The following is an 18,085-nucleotide window of genomic DNA, read 5'->3' as shown; positions in this document are numbered from 1 at the left end:
AAAGGCAGGTGTAAAAAGGTGACGACAAACAGCTTACTCATTATTGATTTCGAATTTACAATGCCTGATGGAAAGTACAGTCCTCAAAACTTCTTCCCGGAAATCATTGAAGCCGGAATTGTAAAGTCGATTGATGATGAAGTGGTTGAGACGTTTTCTAGCTATGTTAGACCGAAAAAGTTCCCGAAGCTTACGAAACGCTGCAAATCATTTTTGAAAATAACCCAAAAACAGGTAGACGAAGGAATGAGATTCGAGGATTTCATCCGTAAACTAAACGAGCTGGATCCTGAGAAAAACAGCACAATTATTACGTGGGGAAACATGGATATGAAAGTGCTGAAGCAAAACTGTATGTTTAACCATATCCCTTTCCCGTTTAAGGGAGAAATGAGAGATTTATCGCTTGAATACAAAAACTTTTTTGGAGACCGGACATTGACGGGTTTATGGAAAGCTGCCGAAGAGTATGGAGATTCCGGAACCGGCACCCATCATAAAGCGCTTGATGATGCTCTTACAGCATATAAACTTTTTAAGCTTGTTGAGCAGGATAAGCAGTATCTCGAAAAGCCAAAACCGCCCACAATCGGCGAGAGAATCGATTTAACCGAACTGTTGAAGCGCGCGACGTAAAAAACCCAATCTTTTGTCAGACTGGGTTATGGCCGGTTAAAATATTCTTTTTCTAAAATGTCCAGATTATGAAGGGAGCGTTTCGCCCACTCCGAACCATCCTCATTCAATTTGGCTCTCAGCTGTGCTGTCGCCTCCCGCAGAGATTTTGTATAATCCGGCACTTCACCATCATAAGGCTTCACCATATGGTGGGGGATATTGGTCTGTTCACCATATGCAAGCGCTTTTCTCTCATGAAAAAATAGCACATCCGCCTGTTTTGGATGATGAAGGTCTCCCTGAGCGGGATGGGTAAGAACCGCTTTCACTTTCACTAAATAATGCTGCGGCCTGCAAGCCGTGATTTCTCCTATGTATACACCTGTTTTGTAAAATCCTTTAACGATAGAGCCTGTCTCAAACGTGCTCATCTGTCATCACCTCGCATTTATTCTATTAAAGTTGCAATCGATTTGCTAGTGAGGAAGATCAGCGGGAAGCTTAATGGTCACCGTAGTGCCTTTTTGGAAGCTGCTGTTAAATGAAATGGTCCCGTGATGATGTTCAATAATGGAAAAGGTTACGGTGAGGCCGAGTCCCGTTCCGTTCGTTTTTAGGGAATAATAAGGTTCGCCGAGTTTTTGCATTTGATGGTCTGTCATCCCGACCCCATTGTCTGTGATGTTGATCATGATCGTATGGCCGTTTCTTTTGGCTGATATGTGGATCATCCCCTTACCGTGAGGAACCGCTTCAATACTGTTTTTCATCAGGTTGATGACAGCCTGCTTCAGCTTTGTTGCGTCTCCGTATATCAAAAGGTCCGGTTCTGTTTCAGCCTCGACGGTTACTGACTTGTAATTGGCGTACGACACCATAAGGGAGCTTGTCTCTTTGATAAGGGCAGATAGGTCAAAAACCTCTTTTTCGTATAATTGCTGTTTGGCCATATCGAGATAGTTTGTAATAATGCCTTGCGCCCGGTCAAGCTCTGACAGTACAAGCTTTTTGTAATCTGCACTCGACTTGTTTTGTAAGGTTTCGTCATTAAAAAGCAGCTGGACAAACCCGCGGACAACTGTCAGCGGATTCCTGACCTCATGAGCGACGCTCGCTGCCAGTTCACTCACAATCGTCATTTTTTCAGAATGGATAAGCTGTGAGCGCAGGGCGATATTTTCGGCGATGCTTTCGATAATATAGATGCTTAATAGAAGAACACTGGAGCGGAAAAGCCCTGAGACTGCCGCCTCGTAAACGAAAATTCCTGATTTTTGAAAATTTAAAATATTCAAGGCGGAAAGAATCCAGCTTGAGGCGAAAAATAGGAAAATCTCCACGCAGCTGATCAATAAAGACAGCAGCAGTTTTTTCGCTTTGGACATGAATGGCCATTTTTTCTGAAATAAGATTGGGATAATGATAAGAAAAGGCAGCAAAGTGAAAACAAACATTGCGGAAGGTTCGTAAAAAAGCAGTTCAAAACATAGGACAGATGCGGCGACTGTAAGTCCGGAAGCGGTACTAATGTAAAATAAACAAATGATAACGGGAATCATCTGAAGGCCGTATTGTATGTAGTCCATTTCATGAATCGGGAAAATAATGCATAAAACGGAGGCGCCGCAGGCGAAGAGCGTGACCAAACCGCTGTTTATTTTTGGCACAAGAATCGCAGGTTTTCCAAGCCAAAACACTTGGTAAAGAAGAATAGGAAACAAAATAAAGCAGATGTGCAGAAGATAGTCTTTTAGAATTTCCATTCGTGTGAAATCCTTTCGTATAAAATATGAATCTATTATAACACTAAATATTAGAAGTAAAATATAAAATTCCTTTATTAAGAACGCCTTTACAAATGAAGACGTAAAGGCGTTTAACAGCTATATTTACGATAATGCGGCTTTGATGCGGCGCAGGCCGTCCTGCAGGGTTGCAAGAGAGCATCCTGCGTTCAGGCGCATAAATCCTTCTCCACCAGGCCCGTATTTCGTCCCGGGCTCTAAAATAACTTTTCCTTTTTTTAACATTCTTTGCTGAAGCTCTGTATCGGACAAGCCGTAAGCGCTGAAGTCGAGCCAAATCAGGTATGATGCATCCGGCTTCATCATTTTGACCTTTGGCAGCTCGGTGCTCAAAAAGGCTTCCGCTTCGTTCATGTTTTTCTCAATGTAAGAGATCAATTCATCAAGCCACGGTCCCCCTTTTGAATACGCGGCTTCGATTGCAGTGACGGCAAACGCGTTCAGTCCGCCTAAACCATTGCGCTGAAGGCTTGCGGAAAACTTGGCGCGCTTCAGGCGATCCGGAATAATGATTGCTGAAGCCTGCAATCCGGCGATATTAAATGTTTTGCTTGGAGCAGCACATGTCACGGAAATATCAGCGAAATCGTCAGAGAGCGAAGCGAACGGCGTGTGTTTGTGTCCGTACAGCATTAAATCGGAATGGATTTCATCCGATACAACTGTGACGCCATGCTCAAGGCACAATTCGCCTAGCTTCAGTAAATCTTCCCGGCCCCATGAACGCCCAGAAGGGTTATGAGGATTGCATAAAATAAACAATGTAACGCTTGGGTCACTAAGCTTCGTCTCCAAATCTTCAAAATCCATTGCATATGCGCCGTCTTTTTCTAGCAGCGGATTATGTAAAATGTGCCGGCCGTTTTTCTCCACCATATGGTAAAAAGGCGTATAAACTGGAGGCTGAACAACTACTTGATCGCCAGGCTCCGTAAAAGCTTGTACCGCCATGCTCAAAGCCGTTACAACGCCGGGGCTGAATGTGATGCTTTCCGGATTCACCTTCCAGCCGTGCCTGTTTTGCATCCATCCGCACACAGCATCCCTCGTTTTTTGATCTGGAGTTGTATAACCAAAAATACCGTGGTCAAGACGCTCTTTTAACGCTTCAGTTATCGCTTCTGGCGCGCGAAAATCCATATCCGCCACCCACATCGGGAGTGCGTCTGTCACGCCAAATAATTCGCCTGTTTTGTCCCATTTGACAGATTGGGTGCCAAGGCGTTCTTCTCGTTTATCAAAGTTCATTCTGTTACCCCCTCATGTATGTTTATTCTTCTAAGCTTCACTATGATAAGATAGAACTGCAAATTTTATTATAAGCGGTGATGAATATGGAAGAAAGTCAAGCGGTCAGGGAAATGATTAAGATCATTGCCAAATGGGACCCGTTTAAATATGGAGAAGAGTTTTACGAAACGGAGGCTGTTGATGTCGTGCAGGCAGTCTATGATGAAGACGATCCCGACGTGCTGGCGAAAAGCATTCAGCAAATATTTGAAACTTCTTTTGAACAAACGCTGCCGATCGACAGCTGCCGGGAAGTGGCTGGCCAGCTTTTATTCATTAAAAACAGCAGCTCCTGCACGCCTTAAAAAAACCGGTTCAGCACCGGTTTTTTTAATTGATAAAATCAGCAATGTGTTCAGAAACAAGTTCAGGCCGTTCTTCAGGCACCAGATGTCCGGTCTGGCCAAGTGAGTACAGCACGGAATTAGGCAAATCTGCGTGCAGCCGTTTACCGATCTCCATTGGGACAATTCGATCCTCCTCGCCCCAAATCAATAGAGCAGGCTTGTTCATTTTCTTCAATTGCTCGGGTTCTAAATCTCCTTCTCTGTGGCGGATAAACCTTGTCATGGCTTTGAAAATCTGCTCGTCCTGAAACGGTCTGCCATAGCCGTCGATCATCTCCTCATCAATCAGCGATTTGTCATGCACCACATTTAATAAATTTTTCATCACGCCTTCTTTCGAGAGCCAGCGTTTGATGTAAAGATGAAAATACGGGATATGGGTCCCGAAAATGATCGTCGGGTGTGAACGTTTTAAATACCCTGAACTGCAAAGCAGCACAACCTTTGAAAAAAGCTCAGGTTTTTGGAGAGCAGCAGACAGCGATATCTGCCCGCCCATAGAATGCCCGACAAGCACAGCCTGTTTCACTTGCAAGTGCTCCAAAATCCCAATGACAAGCTTAGCAAGGTTTTGATAGGTATAGATAAACGTTCTTGATTTTTCAGATTGGCCGAAAGGAGGCAAATCAAGCGCGATGATGTCGTACTTGTCCCGAAGGAGAGGGATTACTTTTCTGAAGCTGAATGCAGATGATAAAAAACCGTGTACGCAAACCAGCGTTTGCCTGCCGGGATTTTGATAATGTTCGTAGTATACATTGACTCCATCGACCGTAAACCGCCTTATTGGTAAAATCGCCTCCATTCTGTGTCACTCCCTTTTTTTGATGGTTGTATTATGCCCTGAAATTGTCAATTCTAGCGGAAGTTTCTCCTCGTTTTTTTCTTAGCATTCGTCAAAAAACGTGATATAATGTCATGAGATTTCTTGACATTGCAAAGGTGTGAATCAAATGAAATTGACAGAAAAAGAAACAGAAATATTAGAAATTTTAGACGAAAACAGCCGCGCCGATTTAGAAACAATTGCAAAGATGGCAGGCATCCCTGTAAATGAAGTAAAAACAATTATTGACAAACTGGAGAAAGAAAAGGTTATTATCGATTATTCCGCTATGATTGATTGGCGAAAAGTAGACGGACATGAGGGCGTTACGGCCATGATCGACGTCAAAGTAACGCCGAAGCGGGGCGTCGGTTTCGATGAAGTGGCGGAACGGATTTACCGATTCCAAGAGGTTGAATCAGTTTACCTGATGTCAGGCGTATACGATTTGTCTGTCGTGATTCGCGGCAATTCGATGTCTGACGTAGCGCGTTTTGTTTCGGATAAACTCTCAACGCTTGATTCAGTTGTATCTACGACAACCCATTTTATCCTGAAAAAATACAAGCATGACGGCAAAGTGTTTGAAACAGGAGACGACGACAAAAGAATCGTGGTGTCACCGTAAATGACTTCGTATTTATCAGACTATGTACAACAAATAAAACCATCCGGCATCCGCAAATTCTTTGATTTGGCGGCAACGATGGAAGGCGTCATTTCTTTAGGCGTCGGCGAGCCTGATTTTGTTACCGCGTGGAATGTCCGCGAAGCAAGCATTCTCTCTCTTGAACAAGGATATACGTCATACACGGCCAATGCGGGTCTATACTCATTGCGGGAGGAAATCAGCCGTTATTTGAGCAACAGGTTTGACCTTAGCTACTCGCCAGATAATGAGCTGATTGTGACAGTGGGGGCAAGTCAGGCTTTGGATATTGCGATCCGCGCCATTGTGAATCCAGGTGAGGAAGTCATCATCCCTGAGCCGTGTTTTGTGGCTTACGATGCGCTTGTTTCTTTGGCAGGCGGTATCCCGGTTCACGTTCATACAACGGCAGACAAAGGATTTAAAGCAACGGCTGCTGATTTTGAAGCGGCAGTCACTGAAAAAACAAAGGCCATTCTCATCTGCTCACCATCGAATCCGACAGGTTCGGTTTATTCGAAGGAAGAGCTGAATGAGATTGCTGAGTTTGCCAAAAAACATGATGTCATCGTTTTAGCCGACGAGATCTACGCGGAGCTGACATATGATGAGGAATTTACAAGTATAGCGGCATTACCGGGAATGAAGGAACGGACGGTAGTCATCTCAGGCTTTTCAAAAGCATTTGCAATGACGGGCTGGAGGCTCGGTTTTGCCGCGGCACCATCCTTGCTTCGGGATGCCATGCTTAAAATTCATCAGTATGCGATGATGTGCGCGCCCGCAATGGCGCAGTTTGCCGCCCTTGAAGGACTGAAGAACGGCATGGAAGACGTAGAAAAAATGAAAAAAAGCTATCGAAGAAGACGGAATCTGTTTGTAGAATCGCTCAATGAAATCGGCCTCAGCTGTCATCATCCGGGCGGCGCTTTCTATGCTTTTCCATCTATTAAAAGCACGGGAATGAGTTCAGAACAGTTTGCCGAGGAGCTTCTGACGCAGGAAAAAGTGGCAGTTGTTCCTGGAAGTGTGTTTGGTCCGAGCGGTGAGGGATATATCCGTTGTTCATACGCAACCTCGATTGAACAGCTTCAAGAAGCGTTAGTCAGAATGAAACGCTTCCTGCACAAAACAACATAAAAAAAGATACGAACCTTTTGTTCGCATCCAATAAAAGGGGGGAATACTAGAAAGCCTTTGGTATTTTCAGTTTACCCCCTTTTTGCTGTGCATAAACCTGATTTTTTATAAAAAGTTTTCTTTGCGGAAATAAGACAAGTGTGATATAATTTTAAATTGCGTATAAACAGATATTTAATTTAACTTAGGAGTTGTTATGAATGGCAGCAAAATTTGAAGTGGGCAGTGTTTACACTGGTAAAGTTACAGGATTACAAGCGTATGGTGCGTTTGTTGCATTAGATGAAGAAACTCAAGGTTTAGTACACATTTCTGAAGTGACTCACGGTTTCGTAAAAGATATCAACGAGCACCTTTCAGTTGGCGACGAAGTACAAGTAAAAGTACTTGCTGTTGATGAAGAAAAAGGCAAAATCAGCCTTTCAATTCGTGCGACACAAGCTGCGCCTGAGAAAAAAGAAAGCAAACCAAGAAAACCTAAAGCTGCTCAAGTAAGCGAAGAAGCTTCTACACCACAAGGTTTCAACACATTAAAAGATAAGCTTGAAGAGTGGATCGAAATGTCCAACCGCAAAGACCTTATCAAAAAATAAGCATGAAAAAAAGCACCGGACAGGAATGTTCGGTGCTTTTGATTTAATACAAAATCCTATTTCAGCGTGATTGATATCCTATCGCATTTCAGGATTTGGTGCTTCTTCACGTGATCTTTCCTCGTTTGGCTTAAATAGCAGACCGAGGTTGATTAAGCCGGCGATTCCGACAAGTCCGTAAATGATTCGGGAAAGAGCTGACCCTTGGCCGCCGAAGATAGCCGCTACTAAGTCAAATTGGAAAAATCCGATCAGTCCCCAGTTAATGGCGCCAATGATGGTTAATACAAGACAAATTCTTTGAATGGTACTCATGTTTTGCAACCTCCTCCATGAATTATTAAAACAGTTATAGATTGTGACATATTGGAGAATCTATACATGCATTCTCCATATGAGGGAAGCTGGCCTGCCCTCGCTTATATCAGCTTCTTTCCCAGCATCTTGCAAAATAAAACCATCTGGTATGCTGACCGGTGAGAGCTGATTGCTTTACATGTGGTGAGGACATTCTGCATAATAAAAAATCTAAGGAGGAGATGTCATGCAAAACTTTACATACTGGAATCCGACCAAATTAATTTTCGGGCGCGGCGAAGTGGAAAGACTTCCGGAGGAACTCAAACCTTACGGAAAAAACGTATTGCTTGTGTACGGAGGCGGCAGCATTAAACGCAGCGGCCTGTATGATCAAGTGATTGAACAGCTGAATAAAGCCGGAGCGACCGTGCATGAATTAGCAGGTGTGGAACCGAATCCGCGTGTGTCGACTGTTAATAAAGGTGTTGCCATCAGTAAAGAACACAACATTGATTTCTTGCTGGCTGTCGGAGGCGGAAGCGTAATCGACTGTACAAAAGCGATTGCCGCAGGAGCGAAGTATGATGGTGATGCGTGGGATATCGTTACGAAAAAGCATCAGCCAAAAGATGCTTTGCCATTCGGAACGGTATTGACTCTCGCTGCGACTGGTTCAGAAATGAACTCGGGATCTGTTATTACAAACTGGGAAACAAAGGAAAAATACGGCTGGGGCAGCCCGCTCGTATTCCCTAAATTCTCGATTCTTGATCCGGTGAATACATTTACCGTACCTAAAAACCACACGATCTACGGGATGGTTGACATGATGAGCCACGTATTCGAACAATACTTCCATCATGTATCAAACACGCCGTATCAGGACCGCATGTGTGAATCACTTCTGCGTACAGTCATTGAAACAGCGCCTAAGCTGATTAATGATCTCGAAAATTACGAATTGCGTGAGACGATCCTGTACACAGGAACAATCGCATTAAACGGCATGCTTTCTATGGGTGCAAGAGGGGATTGGGCTACTCATAATATTGAACATGCAGTATCAGCCGTTTATGATATTCCGCATGCCGGCGGACTGGCAATTTTGTTCCCGAACTGGATGAGACACACATTGTCTGAAAACCCTGCCCGCATGAAACAGCTTGCAGTTCGCGTGTTTGATGTTGAAGAAGCAGGTAAAACGGATGAAGAAATTGCCCTTGAAGGTATCGATAAGCTGTCCGCATTCTGGACAAGCCTTGGCGCTCCGAACCGTCTTGCTGATTATGATATTAATGATGAGCAGCTTGACACAATTGCTGACAAGGCAATGGCTAACGGTACATTCGGCCAATTTAAATCACTCAACAAAGAAGATGTGCTGTCAATTTTGAAAGCATCTCTATAAAAAAAGGGGAAATAGCCGTTTGGCTGCTTCCCTTTTTCTTTTTGTCAACTTATGTTACAATGGAAAATCTGTTTTTTACCAGCATCATTTGGAGGTTTTACTATGGAAAATTTCACTTATTATAATCCGACAAAGCTGATTTTTGGAAAAGGTCAGCTTGAACAATTAAGAAAAGAATTCAAACGATACGGCAAGAATGTACTGCTTGTTTACGGGGGCGGCAGCATTAAACGCAACGGCCTTTATGATCAAGTCACAGGCATTTTAAAAGAAGAGGGCGCTGTTGTTCATGAGCTGTCAGGTGTAGAGCCGAACCCGCGTCTTGCGACAGTGGAAAAAGGCATAGACCTTTGCAGAGAGCATAACATTGATTTTCTGCTTGCTGTCGGCGGAGGCAGTGTGATTGACTGTACAAAGGCAATCGCAGCTGGCGTCAAATACGATGGCGACGCTTGGGATATTTTCAGCAAAAAAGTAACAGCGGAGGATGCGCTGCCGTTTGGAACTGTTTTAACGCTTGCTGCGACAGGGTCTGAAATGAACCCTGATTCCGTGATTACAAACTGGGAAACAAACGAGAAATTTGTATGGGGCAGCAATGTCACTCATCCGCGTTTCTCTATTTTAGACCCTGAAAATACGTTCACGGTTCCGGAAAATCAAACAGTATACGGCATGGTTGACATGATGAGCCACGTATTCGAACAATACTTCCACAATGTTGAAAACACGCCGCTTCAGGATAGAATGTGCTTTGCTGTTTTGCAGACGGTCATCGAAACAGCTCCTAAGCTTCTTGAAGATCTGGAAAACTACGAGCTTCGTGAAACGATTTTGTATGCTGGTACAATCGCTTTAAACGGCACGCTCCAAATGGGCTACTTTGGTGACTGGGCTTCTCATACAATGGAACACGCCGTTTCAGCTGTGTATGATATTCCGCACGCGGGCGGTTTGGCGATACTGTTCCCAAACTGGATGAGATACACGCTTGATACAAATGTAGGCCGCTTCAAAAACCTCATGCTCAACATGTTTGACATTGATACTGAAGGCAAAACAGATAAAGAAATTGCGCTTGAAGGAATCGATAAACTGTCTGCGTTCTGGACAAGCCTTGGCGCGCCTTCTCGTCTTGCTGATTACAATATTGGAGAAGAAAAGCTTGAGATGATTGCTGATATCGCAGCCAAGGAAATGGAACACGGCGGCTTCGGCAACTTCCAAAAATTGAACAAAGATGACGTGCTTGCCATCCTTCGCGCGTCTCTATAAACTCAAAGGGCGGAATCCAGTCATTCCGCCCTTTCTTCTTGACTTGATTTCACAGATAAGTTCATATAAAGTGAAAGATGAAAACATTATACCGTTATGGAGGGACAAGCAATGACGCATGTACGCTTTGACTACTCAAAAGCGTTGACTTTCTTCAACGAACATGAACTTACATATCTGCGGGACTTTGTAAAAACAGCACACCATAATATCCATGAAAAAACAGGCGCGGGCAGCGATTTTCTAGGCTGGGTGGACCTCCCTGAACATTATGATAAAGAAGAATTCGCGCGCATCAAAAAAAGCGCGGAAAAAATCAAATCTGACTCTGATGTCTTGCTTGTTGTCGGCATTGGCGGTTCTTATCTTGGAGCGCGGGCAGCGATTGAAGCGCTGAATCACGCGTTTTATAACACTTTGCCAAAAGCAAAACGCGGCAATCCGCAAGTCATTTTTATCGGGAACAACATCAGTTCATCTTATATGAGAGACGTCATGGATCTTCTTGAAGATGTTGACTTCTCTATTAATGTGATTTCTAAATCAGGTACGACAACTGAACCTGCAATCGCTTTCCGTATTTTCCGCAAGCTTCTTGAAGAGAAATACGGTAAAGAAGAAGCGAAAGCGCGGATTTATGCAACAACTGATAAAGAGCGCGGCGCATTAAAAACGCTTTCTAACGAAGAAGGCTTCGAATCATTTGTTATTCCTGACGATGTCGGCGGCCGTTATTCAGTTTTAACAGCTGTAGGTCTCTTGCCGATTGCTGTCAGCGGCGTCAACATTGATGACATGATGAAAGGCGCCCTGGATGCGAGCAAAGATTTTGCAACATCTGAACTGGAAGATAACCCAGCATACCAATATGCGGTTGTTCGCAATGTCCTTTATAATAAGGGCAAAACAATTGAAATGCTCATCAACTACGAACCGGCGCTTCAATACTTTGCGGAATGGTGGAAGCAGCTGTTCGGAGAAAGCGAAGGGAAAGATGAGAAGGGCATTTATCCTTCTTCAGCGAACTATTCAACAGACCTTCATTCTTTAGGCCAGTATGTACAAGAAGGCCGCAGAGATTTATTCGAAACGGTCCTGAACGTAGAGAAACCTAAACATGAACTGACAATTGAGGAAGCGGATAACGATCTTGACGGCTTGAACTATTTAGCCGGTAAAACTGTTGATTTCGTTAACAAAAAAGCATTCCAAGGCACGATGCTTGCCCATACAGACGGAAATGTTCCGAACTTAATCGTTAACATTCCTGAGCTGAATGCATATACTTTTGGATACCTTGTATATTTCTTCGAAAAAGCCTGCGCGATGAGCGGTTACCTCCTTGGCGTCAATCCGTTTGACCAGCCTGGTGTAGAAGCGTATAAAGTCAATATGTTTGCGTTACTCGGCAAACCTGGCTTTGAAGAGAAAAAAGCAGAGCTTGAAAAACGTCTGGAAGATTAATGTGAGAAAGCTGACTGGCATTTGCCGGTCGGCTTTTTATAAAATCAGAAAGGTGCTGATGTTCATGAAACAATTGGTTAAACATCTCATCATTGCCGGTTTTTCTGCAGCTATTTTAAGTTTCCTTATCTCCTTTGATGCCGTGTATACAGAGTTTTCTTCAAGCTTTGGCGGCACGCTGTCACATTTTTTCATCCACGCCTTTCTTCTCATTGGTTTGCCGCTTGCCCTTTTTACCGATGCGGTACATCGGATTTTGCATTTAAAACGAACCCATACTCTTTTCACTAAATTAGGACTCTATGCAACGGTTGTTTATGTGTCTTGGGATTCAGCTGTATGGCTTGCAGCGGCAATGACTGTTTACTTCTTAATTGAATGCGCTTTCTTTTCTGTTGGCCGCGCGAAAGAAACAACGATTTCCATGTAGGCGCCTCTGAATGAAGTCTTGTTCGGCGGGACAGGATAAGTGAAAAAAGGGGCATTCTGATGATACCAATACCTTCCGCGATAGATGGGCAGTCTTTTCTGCTTCAAGAACTGGAACAAGTGATGAAGCCGCTCGGTTATGTGGTAAACGGCGGCTGGGAATACGATCATGGCTACTTTGATTATAAAATTGATGATAGAGACGGCTATTTATTTTTAAGAATTCCCGTCAATGCGGTACAGGGCAGTCTCGATGAACGAGGGGCGGCCGTCCGGATCGGAACGCCATTCATGCTGAGACAGGTGTTTCAGGCGGATGTTGACGATCACGCCGAGGGAGGGCCTTTCCAATCACTGTTTAATCAATTTTCCGAACCGGAAAGGCGGGACGCGGAAATTGATCCGGCATTTTTGGATATCGGCGCCTCTCTCGTGAAAGAATTGGAGGATGTTCTGTTACACTAGATGGCAAGGAATTGATCTGTTTCGAGCACCTTGTATGTAAGAGGAGGGGAAAGCATCGGTCCCTCCTTTTTTTGTACGCCTATAATTGTTGTGTTGTGATCAAGGAAATAGAGAACACAGGTTTTGTAAGCCGCTCCCTTTAGTTCGTCAGGAACAGCAAGAAGCTCCACATGCTGATCAAGTGTCAGCTTGATTCCGTTCTGCTGTTTAGACGGCCGTAACTTGACTTGGTAATGCTGCAGCATCGCCCGGCTGATAAATTCTGAAGTTCCGATGATTTGGTTTGCACCTGCCCGCTCCGCATTGGTGACAAAACGGTCAGTCAAAATCTCGACGATGCAGTAAGCAAGGGGATTAAGCCCTTTAACAGATAAAAGAGTAAGCACTGACAGCATATCAGCATCAGTTTCACTTTTATACTGATCGGCAGTAATCATCACTGATTCCGCTTCAGTAATATTGGCCCGTTTCAGTGTCCCATCATCGGCAGCGTGCCCGCGTATGAAATGAACGTTTTCAATAAGCGGGCCTTCTGTTAAGGATTCATCGATTAGTACGACCGTTTTGGAAGGGGCGGCAAGCTGAAGGTCCTTCAGAAGCCGGTTTGTTTTTTCATTCCACCCGATCAGAATGATGTGGTCCCGGCCTTTGTAAGCAACTTTTCCTTCGATGTAGCGATGCTGTCTGCTGAATGCGGCCGCTGATAACGTAGCGAAATATGCTGTGACAAAGCTTGCTCCGCTCAAAATCAGCAGTATTCCGGCTGCCTGTCCCAGCGGCGTGTGCGGCACATAGTCTCCATAACCGACTGTCGAAACCGTAACGACAGCCCACCAAATGCCTTCGAATACCGAAGTGAACTGCTTAGGCTCAAGTATATAAATGATTTGGCCGAACAAAAGAATCAGACATAAAATAATAACCCCGATTCGGATAAATAACGGCCACCTGAGCCATGAAATAAATATCCGATTTGATTTCATTCTTTTTCTCCTTCTTCAGATACTGAGATGGATAAAATCTGTTTAATAATTGTATTTAATTTTTCATTTAGCTTTTCCTGGCCGTACATATTTCGGGCCTGCTTCATTAACTCGGCTGTATCATCATCAAGCTGAATAAGCGGTTCATCAATTTCCGATTCATTATAAAGCTGGATAAACGCGTCCAGTCCTTCATTCATTCGGTCGATTGCTGTGCTCAGCTGTTCCTTTTCCTCACTCGTCACTTTCATAGCTTCCATCACACCCGTGCTTTTTTCTAACAGTATGTCCCACTTCCGGTGATGTTTTTCAAAAAATGTACAAAACATATAAAACCGGATTTCTCCATAAACTAAAACAAAAAGGATGAAAAAGATGACGATCTTTCAAAGAACGATCGTGGTTTTAATCGGTACGCAGCTGGCGGCATCCGCGGTGATTTTGTTTATTTTCGATTTGAATTCATATAATCACTTTTCCGGCAGCTTCTCCTGGCTTCATTTTCTGAAAGAACTGGCCGGCAGTTTCGCCTTTTATTTGTTTTCAGCAGGCCTGTTCTTTTTGCTGATTGGATTGTGTGCTCCAAGCCGGAAGAAAAAGCGCATTTCTGTACACGGGAAAGAAAACTCATTAAAATAATCGTAATAGAGAAATGATCATGGAAAAAGGATGATGAAAAAATGCTGTTTATATTTTTAACAATAGCCGCATTGGGATTGTCGTTTTGGGCACAATTTAAAGTAAAGAGCAACTTTGAAAAATATTCAAAAGTGGAAGCCTCAAGCGGACGTACAGGGGCAGAAACGGCAAGACGGATTTTAGATATAAACGGTCTTTACGACGTGCCGGTCGAACCGGTAAGAGGCACTTTAACAGACCATTACGACCCGACAAGACGGGTGGTGCGTTTATCTGAGCCGGTCTATTACGGCCGCTCAATTTCCGCCATATCCGTAGCTTCCCATGAAGTCGGACATGCCTTGCAGCATCAGGAGTCATATGGTGCGCTTGTGCTGAGACATAAAATCTTCCCAGTCGTGAATTTTGCATCCGGTGTAGCTCCTTTGCTTTTCTTAGGAGGCATGCTTCTCGGCAGCCTGAATTTGATCGGGCTTGGCATCATACTGTTTTCAGCGGCAGTCTTTTTCCAGCTGATTACATTGCCTGTCGAATTCAATGCAAGTTCACGCGCCAAGCAGATTATTGTGTCAGAAGGATTCATCCGAAACAATGAAGAAAATGGGGTAAATAAAGTGCTGAGCGCTGCTGCCTTAACGTATGTGGCCGCCGCCCTGGTTTCCCTGTTTGAACTACTTCGTTTTGTGATGATTTTCTTAAACGGTCGTGATGAGAATTAACGTTAAGGAGGTGGCCCCTTACCATTTATGGTAAGGGCTTTTTTTGCTTATTTTACAATTGATCGCCATTTTTGTTTTGATTGGCATTACGGCTGTTTTCGTTGCAGCGGAATTTGCGATCGTCAAAATCAGAGGTTCAAAAATCAATCAGCTCATCGAAAGCGGTGACAGCCGAGCGCTAGCCGCACATAAAATCATCTCCAATCTTGACGAGTATTTATCAGCCTGCCAGCTCGGGATTACGATTACTGCCCTCGGCCTTGGATGGCTTGGTGAACCTACATTTGAACGTTTTCTTCATCCCTTATTTACAATGACAGGCATGCCGGAACCGTTTAATCACATTGTCACATTTGTAGTTGCATTTATTATCGTCACTTTTTTGCATGTGGTGATGGGGGAGCTTGCCCCAAAAACGGTTTCTATTCAAAAAGCTGAAGCTGTAAGCTTATGGATTGCAAAGCCGCTGATCTGGTTTTATAAAATCACGTACCCGTTTATTAAAGCATTAAACGGCTCTGCAAGTTTTCTTGTGAAATTGTTTGGCTTTCATTCGGTAAAGGAGCATCAGGTTGTCATCAGCGAGGAGGAACTAAGACTGATCCTTTCAGAAAGCTATGAAAAGGGAGAAATCAATCAGTCTGAATTCCGTTATGTAAATAAGATTTTTGAATTTGACAACCGGGTAGCGAGAGAGATTATGATTCCGCGGACAGAAATTGCGGTTATCTCTCTGGAGCAGTCGCTTGAAGAGGCAATTCATCACATCATTAATGAACGGTATACACGCTACCCTGTCATCAAAGATGACAAGGATCATATTTTAGGGATCATCAACAGCAAAGATATGTTTAAAGCTTATTTTCTCGGCCAGCCGATAAAGCTGGAGCAAATCATGAGGCCCGTTATCAGGGTCATTGAAAGCATTCCTGTTCAGCAGCTTTTAATCCGCATGCAGAAGGAGCGGATTCACATGGCGATTCTTGTCGATGAATACGGGGGAACGGCGGGGCTTGTCACTGTAGAGGATATTATCGAGGAAATCGTCGGGGAAATCCGCGATGAGTATGATCAGGATGAAACACCGCACATCCTGAAAAAGGGCGAGCACCATTATGTGATGGATGGAAAAGCGCTAATAGACGAAGTGAATGACCTTCTCGACATTGCGATTGAAAATGAAGAAATTGATACGATTGCAGGCTGGCTTCTAACGCAAAAAATGGAGCTGAAAGCAGGGGATGTGATACACGCGGAGGGCTGTGAATTTAAAATCCTCGACGCCGAAGATCACCACATCCGTTTTGTAGAAATAAAAAAAACTGATTTTTGATAAAAAACAGCCGGGGAACAAACGGCTGTTTTTTGTGTCATCAAGTCATTTCTTAAAAAGCAATGCTGTAAAGACCTTTTTCTACATAGGATATATAAGAACGGTACACTGGGAAGGAGTGGCTGTATGAAAAAGGCTTGGTGGAAGGAAGCCGTAGTTTACCAAATTTACCCCCGCAGTTTTAAAGATTCAAATGGCGACGGAATCGGGGATATTCAAGGAATCAGAACCAAGCTTTCTTACATAAAAGAGCTGGGCGCTGACGTCATATGGATTTGCCCGCTGTATGATTCACCGAATGCCGATAATGGCTATGATATCAGGGATTATCAAAACATATTAAGCGAGTTTGGCACGATGGAAGATTTTGATGAGCTGCTTGGTGACATTCATGATCTGGATATGAAGCTGATTATGGATCTCGTTGTGAACCACACAAGCGACGAACATCCATGGTTCATAGAATCCCGTTCATCCATACACTCGGAAAAGCGCGACTGGTATATTTGGAAAGACGGCATAAACGGAAAAACGCCCAACAATTGGGAAAGCATTTTCGGCGGGCCGGCTTGGGAGTATGATCAAAAGACAAGCCAGTATTATCTGCACCTTTTTGATAAAAAACAGCCTGATTTGAATTGGGAAAATGAAAAGGTGAGGAATGCCGTTTATGACATGATCAATTGGTGGCTTGATAAAGGAATTGACGGATTTCGGGTGGATGCCATTACGCATATTAAGAAAAAAGAAGGGTTTCCTGACATGCCGAATCCAAAGGGACTGGACTATGTCCCTTCCTTTCCTTATCATATGAATGCTGACGGCATTATGGATTTGTTAACAGAACTGAAGGAAAACACGTTTTCCCGCTATCCGATTATGACAGTTGGTGAAGCAAACGGCGTCGCTGCAAAAGAAGCAGCTGATTGGGCTGGAGAAAAAAACGGCATATTCAGCATGATTTTTCAATTTGAGCATCTCGGCCTGTGGGATGTAGAGATCAATGAAAGTATTGATATCGTTGCATTTAAACGAATTTTAACTGACTGGCAGGACAGTCTGGAAGGGATCGGCTGGAATGCTTTGTTTATGGAGAATCACGACCAGCCCCGTTCAGTTTCTGTGTGGGGAGACGACGGAGTGTACCTGAAAGAAAGTGCAAAAGCGCTTTCCGCTGTTTATTTTCTCATGAAAGGCACACCGTTTATTTATCAGGGACAGGAACTCGGGATGACGAACGTGGCTTTTCCCTCTATTGAGGACTATGATGATGTCGCAATGAAACGCCTGTATGAAACAAAAACAGCGAAAGGCACATCACACGAGGATGTGATGAAGATTGTCTGGAAAAAGGGAAGAGACAATTCAAGAACGCCGATGCAATGGAATGCAGGTCCATACGCCGGATTTTCTGAGGCCAAACCGTGGATCGGAATCAATGAGAATTACAAATGGCTGAATGCCGAGGCGCAAAAAAATGATAAAACATCCGTTTACCATTTTTACAAAAGCTTGATCAAGCTGCGCCAAACATATGATGTTTTTATTAACGGGACATACGAGCTCATTTTACCGGAAGATCAGCAAATCTTTGCATATCTTCGGAAAAACGAGAGCCATACTGCACTGATTGTGGCCAATCTGACAGGAACACCAGCGTTGTTCAAGCACTCTGGCTTGCCATTGTCATCAGATGCACTCGTCTTGTCAAATATTGAAGCAGAGCCGCACAAGCATATGACATCAGCACTCTTAAAGCCGTATGAAGCAAGAATATATCTATGGCGCTAATCTCCAGCCTT

Annotated in this window: 21 protein-coding genes; 14 read left to right on the top strand and 7 right to left on the bottom strand. The window is 43.9% G+C overall.

Annotation, left to right across the window (positions count from 1 at the left end):
• Positions 1 to 18: 18 nt before the first annotated feature.
• Complete coding sequence (kapD, locus tag AC07VD_RS00280; protein ID WP_003228846.1) at positions 19 to 636, top strand: 3'-5' exonuclease KapD; 618 nt, start codon at positions 19 to 21, stop codon at positions 634 to 636.
• 26 nt (positions 637 to 662) lie between these two features.
• On the opposite strand, the gene kapB is transcribed toward kapD, so the two are convergent.
• From kapB to patB, 3 genes are all read right to left on the bottom strand, one after another.
• Entirely contained in the window at positions 663 to 1,049 is a 387-nt protein-coding gene (gene kapB / locus AC07VD_RS00275) for a kinase-associated lipoprotein KapB (RefSeq protein WP_217020279.1), read from the bottom strand.
• Between the two features lie 45 nt (positions 1,050 to 1,094).
• The gene (gene kinB, locus AC07VD_RS00270) at positions 1,095 to 2,381 is read right to left on the bottom strand and encodes a sporulation sensor histidine kinase KinB (protein ID WP_003228853.1); all 1,287 of its coding nucleotides are present in this window, start codon (positions 2,379 to 2,381) and stop codon (positions 1,095 to 1,097) included.
• 126 nt (positions 2,382 to 2,507) lie between these two features.
• Positions 2,508 to 3,671, bottom strand: a complete 1,164-nt coding sequence (gene patB, locus AC07VD_RS00265; RefSeq protein ID WP_017695514.1) for a cystathionine beta-lyase PatB — start codon at positions 3,669 to 3,671, stop codon at positions 2,508 to 2,510.
• 86 nt (positions 3,672 to 3,757) lie between these two features.
• Here patB and AC07VD_RS00260 point away from each other — a divergent pair, with 86 nt between their 5' ends.
• Positions 3,758 to 4,018 carry a YugE family protein gene (locus tag AC07VD_RS00260; RefSeq protein WP_014480684.1) on the top strand — a complete coding sequence of 87 codons (261 nt, stop codon included), beginning with the start codon at positions 3,758 to 3,760 and terminating at the stop codon, positions 4,016 to 4,018.
• 25 nt (positions 4,019 to 4,043) lie between these two features.
• On the opposite strand, the gene AC07VD_RS00255 is transcribed toward AC07VD_RS00260, so the two are convergent.
• Positions 4,044 to 4,865: an alpha/beta fold hydrolase gene (locus AC07VD_RS00255; RefSeq protein WP_124058983.1), complete on the bottom strand. Its 822-nt coding sequence runs from the start codon at positions 4,863 to 4,865 to the stop codon at positions 4,044 to 4,046.
• Positions 4,866 to 5,013: 148 nt separating this feature from the next.
• On the opposite strand from AC07VD_RS00255, the gene AC07VD_RS00250 reads away from it, so the two are divergent.
• The 3 genes from AC07VD_RS00250 to yugI all read left to right on the top strand — a co-directional run bounded on the left by AC07VD_RS00250 (position 5,014) and on the right by yugI (position 7,268).
• Entirely contained in the window at positions 5,014 to 5,514 is a 501-nt protein-coding gene (locus AC07VD_RS00250) for an Lrp/AsnC family transcriptional regulator (RefSeq protein ID WP_009968070.1), read from the top strand.
• Positions 5,515 to 6,675, top strand: coding sequence for an aminotransferase (locus AC07VD_RS00245; protein WP_003228862.1), 1,161 nt, complete (start codon positions 5,515 to 5,517; stop codon positions 6,673 to 6,675).
• 200 nt (positions 6,676 to 6,875) lie between these two features.
• Positions 6,876 to 7,268 carry a S1 domain-containing post-transcriptional regulator GSP13 gene (yugI, locus tag AC07VD_RS00240; protein WP_003228864.1) on the top strand — a complete coding sequence of 131 codons (393 nt, stop codon included), beginning with the start codon at positions 6,876 to 6,878 and terminating at the stop codon, positions 7,266 to 7,268.
• Positions 7,269 to 7,346: 78 nt separating this feature from the next.
• Here the strand turns inward: yugI and AC07VD_RS00235 are convergent, their stop codons facing one another.
• Positions 7,347 to 7,583 (bottom strand): DUF378 domain-containing protein, encoded by a 237-nt coding sequence (locus AC07VD_RS00235; RefSeq protein ID WP_024571517.1) that lies wholly within the window; start codon positions 7,581 to 7,583, stop codon positions 7,347 to 7,349.
• A 229-nt stretch (positions 7,584 to 7,812) separates the two neighbouring features.
• Here AC07VD_RS00235 and AC07VD_RS00230 point away from each other — a divergent pair, with 229 nt between their 5' ends.
• From AC07VD_RS00230 to AC07VD_RS00210, 5 genes are all read left to right on the top strand, one after another.
• Positions 7,813 to 8,976, top strand: coding sequence for an iron-containing alcohol dehydrogenase (locus tag AC07VD_RS00230; RefSeq protein WP_124058981.1), 1,164 nt, complete (start codon positions 7,813 to 7,815; stop codon positions 8,974 to 8,976).
• A gap of 102 nt (positions 8,977 to 9,078) precedes the next feature.
• Positions 9,079 to 10,251 carry an iron-containing alcohol dehydrogenase gene (locus AC07VD_RS00225; RefSeq protein ID WP_077671131.1) on the top strand — a complete coding sequence of 391 codons (1,173 nt, stop codon included), beginning with the start codon at positions 9,079 to 9,081 and terminating at the stop codon, positions 10,249 to 10,251.
• Between the two features lie 111 nt (positions 10,252 to 10,362).
• On the top strand, positions 10,363 to 11,715 hold the full coding sequence (locus tag AC07VD_RS00220) for a glucose-6-phosphate isomerase (RefSeq protein ID WP_003243401.1): 1,353 nt from the start codon (positions 10,363 to 10,365) through the stop codon (positions 11,713 to 11,715).
• A 58-nt stretch (positions 11,716 to 11,773) separates the two neighbouring features.
• Entirely contained in the window at positions 11,774 to 12,145 is a 372-nt protein-coding gene (locus AC07VD_RS00215; protein ID WP_074794719.1) for a hypothetical protein, read from the top strand.
• Positions 12,146 to 12,204: 59 nt separating this feature from the next.
• The gene (locus AC07VD_RS00210) at positions 12,205 to 12,609 is read left to right on the top strand and encodes a YugN-like family protein (protein ID WP_124058979.1); all 405 of its coding nucleotides are present in this window, start codon (positions 12,205 to 12,207) and stop codon (positions 12,607 to 12,609) included.
• Here AC07VD_RS00210 and kbfO read toward each other — a convergent pair.
• Positions 12,606 to 13,592 carry a potassium channel protein KbfO gene (kbfO, locus tag AC07VD_RS00205; RefSeq protein ID WP_003228881.1) on the bottom strand — a complete coding sequence of 329 codons (987 nt, stop codon included), beginning with the start codon at positions 13,590 to 13,592 and terminating at the stop codon, positions 12,606 to 12,608. The two genes, AC07VD_RS00210 and kbfO, sit on opposite strands and share 4 nt — an antisense overlap.
• Complete coding sequence (gene mstX / locus AC07VD_RS00200) at positions 13,589 to 13,921, bottom strand: biofilm formation protein MstX (protein WP_124058977.1); 333 nt, start codon at positions 13,919 to 13,921, stop codon at positions 13,589 to 13,591. The genes kbfO and mstX overlap by 4 nt, the downstream gene beginning before the upstream one ends.
• Before the next feature lie 46 nt (positions 13,922 to 13,967).
• Here mstX and AC07VD_RS00195 point away from each other — a divergent pair, with 46 nt between their 5' ends.
• The 4 genes from AC07VD_RS00195 (at position 13,968) to AC07VD_RS00180 (ending at position 18,074) form a co-directional block, all read left to right on the top strand.
• The gene (locus AC07VD_RS00195) at positions 13,968 to 14,231 is read left to right on the top strand and encodes a YuzI family membrane protein (RefSeq protein ID WP_015483620.1); all 264 of its coding nucleotides are present in this window, start codon (positions 13,968 to 13,970) and stop codon (positions 14,229 to 14,231) included.
• A gap of 41 nt (positions 14,232 to 14,272) precedes the next feature.
• Complete coding sequence (locus tag AC07VD_RS00190) at positions 14,273 to 14,950, top strand: zinc metallopeptidase (RefSeq protein ID WP_003228889.1); 678 nt, start codon at positions 14,273 to 14,275, stop codon at positions 14,948 to 14,950.
• Positions 14,951 to 14,993: 43 nt separating this feature from the next.
• Positions 14,994 to 16,283 carry a hemolysin family protein gene (locus AC07VD_RS00185; protein ID WP_024571512.1) on the top strand — a complete coding sequence of 430 codons (1,290 nt, stop codon included), beginning with the start codon at positions 14,994 to 14,996 and terminating at the stop codon, positions 16,281 to 16,283.
• A gap of 126 nt (positions 16,284 to 16,409) precedes the next feature.
• Positions 16,410 to 18,074, top strand: coding sequence for a glycoside hydrolase family 13 protein (locus AC07VD_RS00180; RefSeq protein ID WP_494721620.1), 1,665 nt, complete (start codon positions 16,410 to 16,412; stop codon positions 18,072 to 18,074).
• Positions 18,075 to 18,085: the final 11 nt, after the last annotated feature.

This window comes from Bacillus sp. GW821-FHT01G09, from assembly GCF_059422205.1.
The sequence above is the reverse complement of the archived record's forward strand: the minus strand, read 5'-3'. Positions and strand labels throughout refer to the sequence as shown.

Bases quoted from the DNA above. Each gene is read 5' to 3' on its own strand.
- AC07VD_RS00215 (WP_074794719.1), top strand. From the start codon at position 11,774: ATGTTCATGAAACAATTGGTTAAACATCTCATCATTGCCGGTTTTTCT.
- AC07VD_RS00260 (WP_014480684.1), top strand. From the start codon at position 3,758: ATGGAAGAAAGTCAAGCGGTCAGGGAAATGATTAAGATCATTGCCAAA.
- AC07VD_RS00235 (WP_024571517.1), bottom strand. From the start codon at position 7,583: ATGAGTACCATTCAAAGAATTTGTCTTGTATTAACCATCATTGGCGCC.
- kbfO (WP_003228881.1), bottom strand. From the start codon at position 13,592: ATGAAATCAAATCGGATATTTATTTCATGGCTCAGGTGGCCGTTATTT.
- AC07VD_RS00250 (WP_009968070.1), top strand. From the start codon at position 5,014: ATGAAATTGACAGAAAAAGAAACAGAAATATTAGAAATTTTAGACGAA.
- mstX (WP_124058977.1), bottom strand. From the start codon at position 13,921: ATGTTTTGTACATTTTTTGAAAAACATCACCGGAAGTGGGACATACTG.
- AC07VD_RS00195 (WP_015483620.1), top strand. From the start codon at position 13,968: ATGACGATCTTTCAAAGAACGATCGTGGTTTTAATCGGTACGCAGCTG.
- yugI (WP_003228864.1), top strand. From the start codon at position 6,876: ATGGCAGCAAAATTTGAAGTGGGCAGTGTTTACACTGGTAAAGTTACA.
- AC07VD_RS00255 (WP_124058983.1), bottom strand. From the start codon at position 4,865: ATGGAGGCGATTTTACCAATAAGGCGGTTTACGGTCGATGGAGTCAAT.
- AC07VD_RS00245 (WP_003228862.1), top strand. From the start codon at position 5,515: ATGACTTCGTATTTATCAGACTATGTACAACAAATAAAACCATCCGGC.
- AC07VD_RS00190 (WP_003228889.1), top strand. From the start codon at position 14,273: ATGCTGTTTATATTTTTAACAATAGCCGCATTGGGATTGTCGTTTTGG.
- kinB (WP_003228853.1), bottom strand. From the start codon at position 2,381: ATGGAAATTCTAAAAGACTATCTTCTGCACATCTGCTTTATTTTGTTT.
- kapB (WP_217020279.1), bottom strand. From the start codon at position 1,049: ATGAGCACGTTTGAGACAGGCTCTATCGTTAAAGGATTTTACAAAACA.
- AC07VD_RS00230 (WP_124058981.1), top strand. From the start codon at position 7,813: ATGCAAAACTTTACATACTGGAATCCGACCAAATTAATTTTCGGGCGC.
- AC07VD_RS00220 (WP_003243401.1), top strand. From the start codon at position 10,363: ATGACGCATGTACGCTTTGACTACTCAAAAGCGTTGACTTTCTTCAAC.
- AC07VD_RS00180 (WP_494721620.1), top strand. From the start codon at position 16,410: ATGAAAAAGGCTTGGTGGAAGGAAGCCGTAGTTTACCAAATTTACCCC.
- patB (WP_017695514.1), bottom strand. From the start codon at position 3,671: ATGAACTTTGATAAACGAGAAGAACGCCTTGGCACCCAATCTGTCAAA.
- AC07VD_RS00225 (WP_077671131.1), top strand. From the start codon at position 9,079: ATGGAAAATTTCACTTATTATAATCCGACAAAGCTGATTTTTGGAAAA.
- AC07VD_RS00210 (WP_124058979.1), top strand. From the start codon at position 12,205: ATGATACCAATACCTTCCGCGATAGATGGGCAGTCTTTTCTGCTTCAA.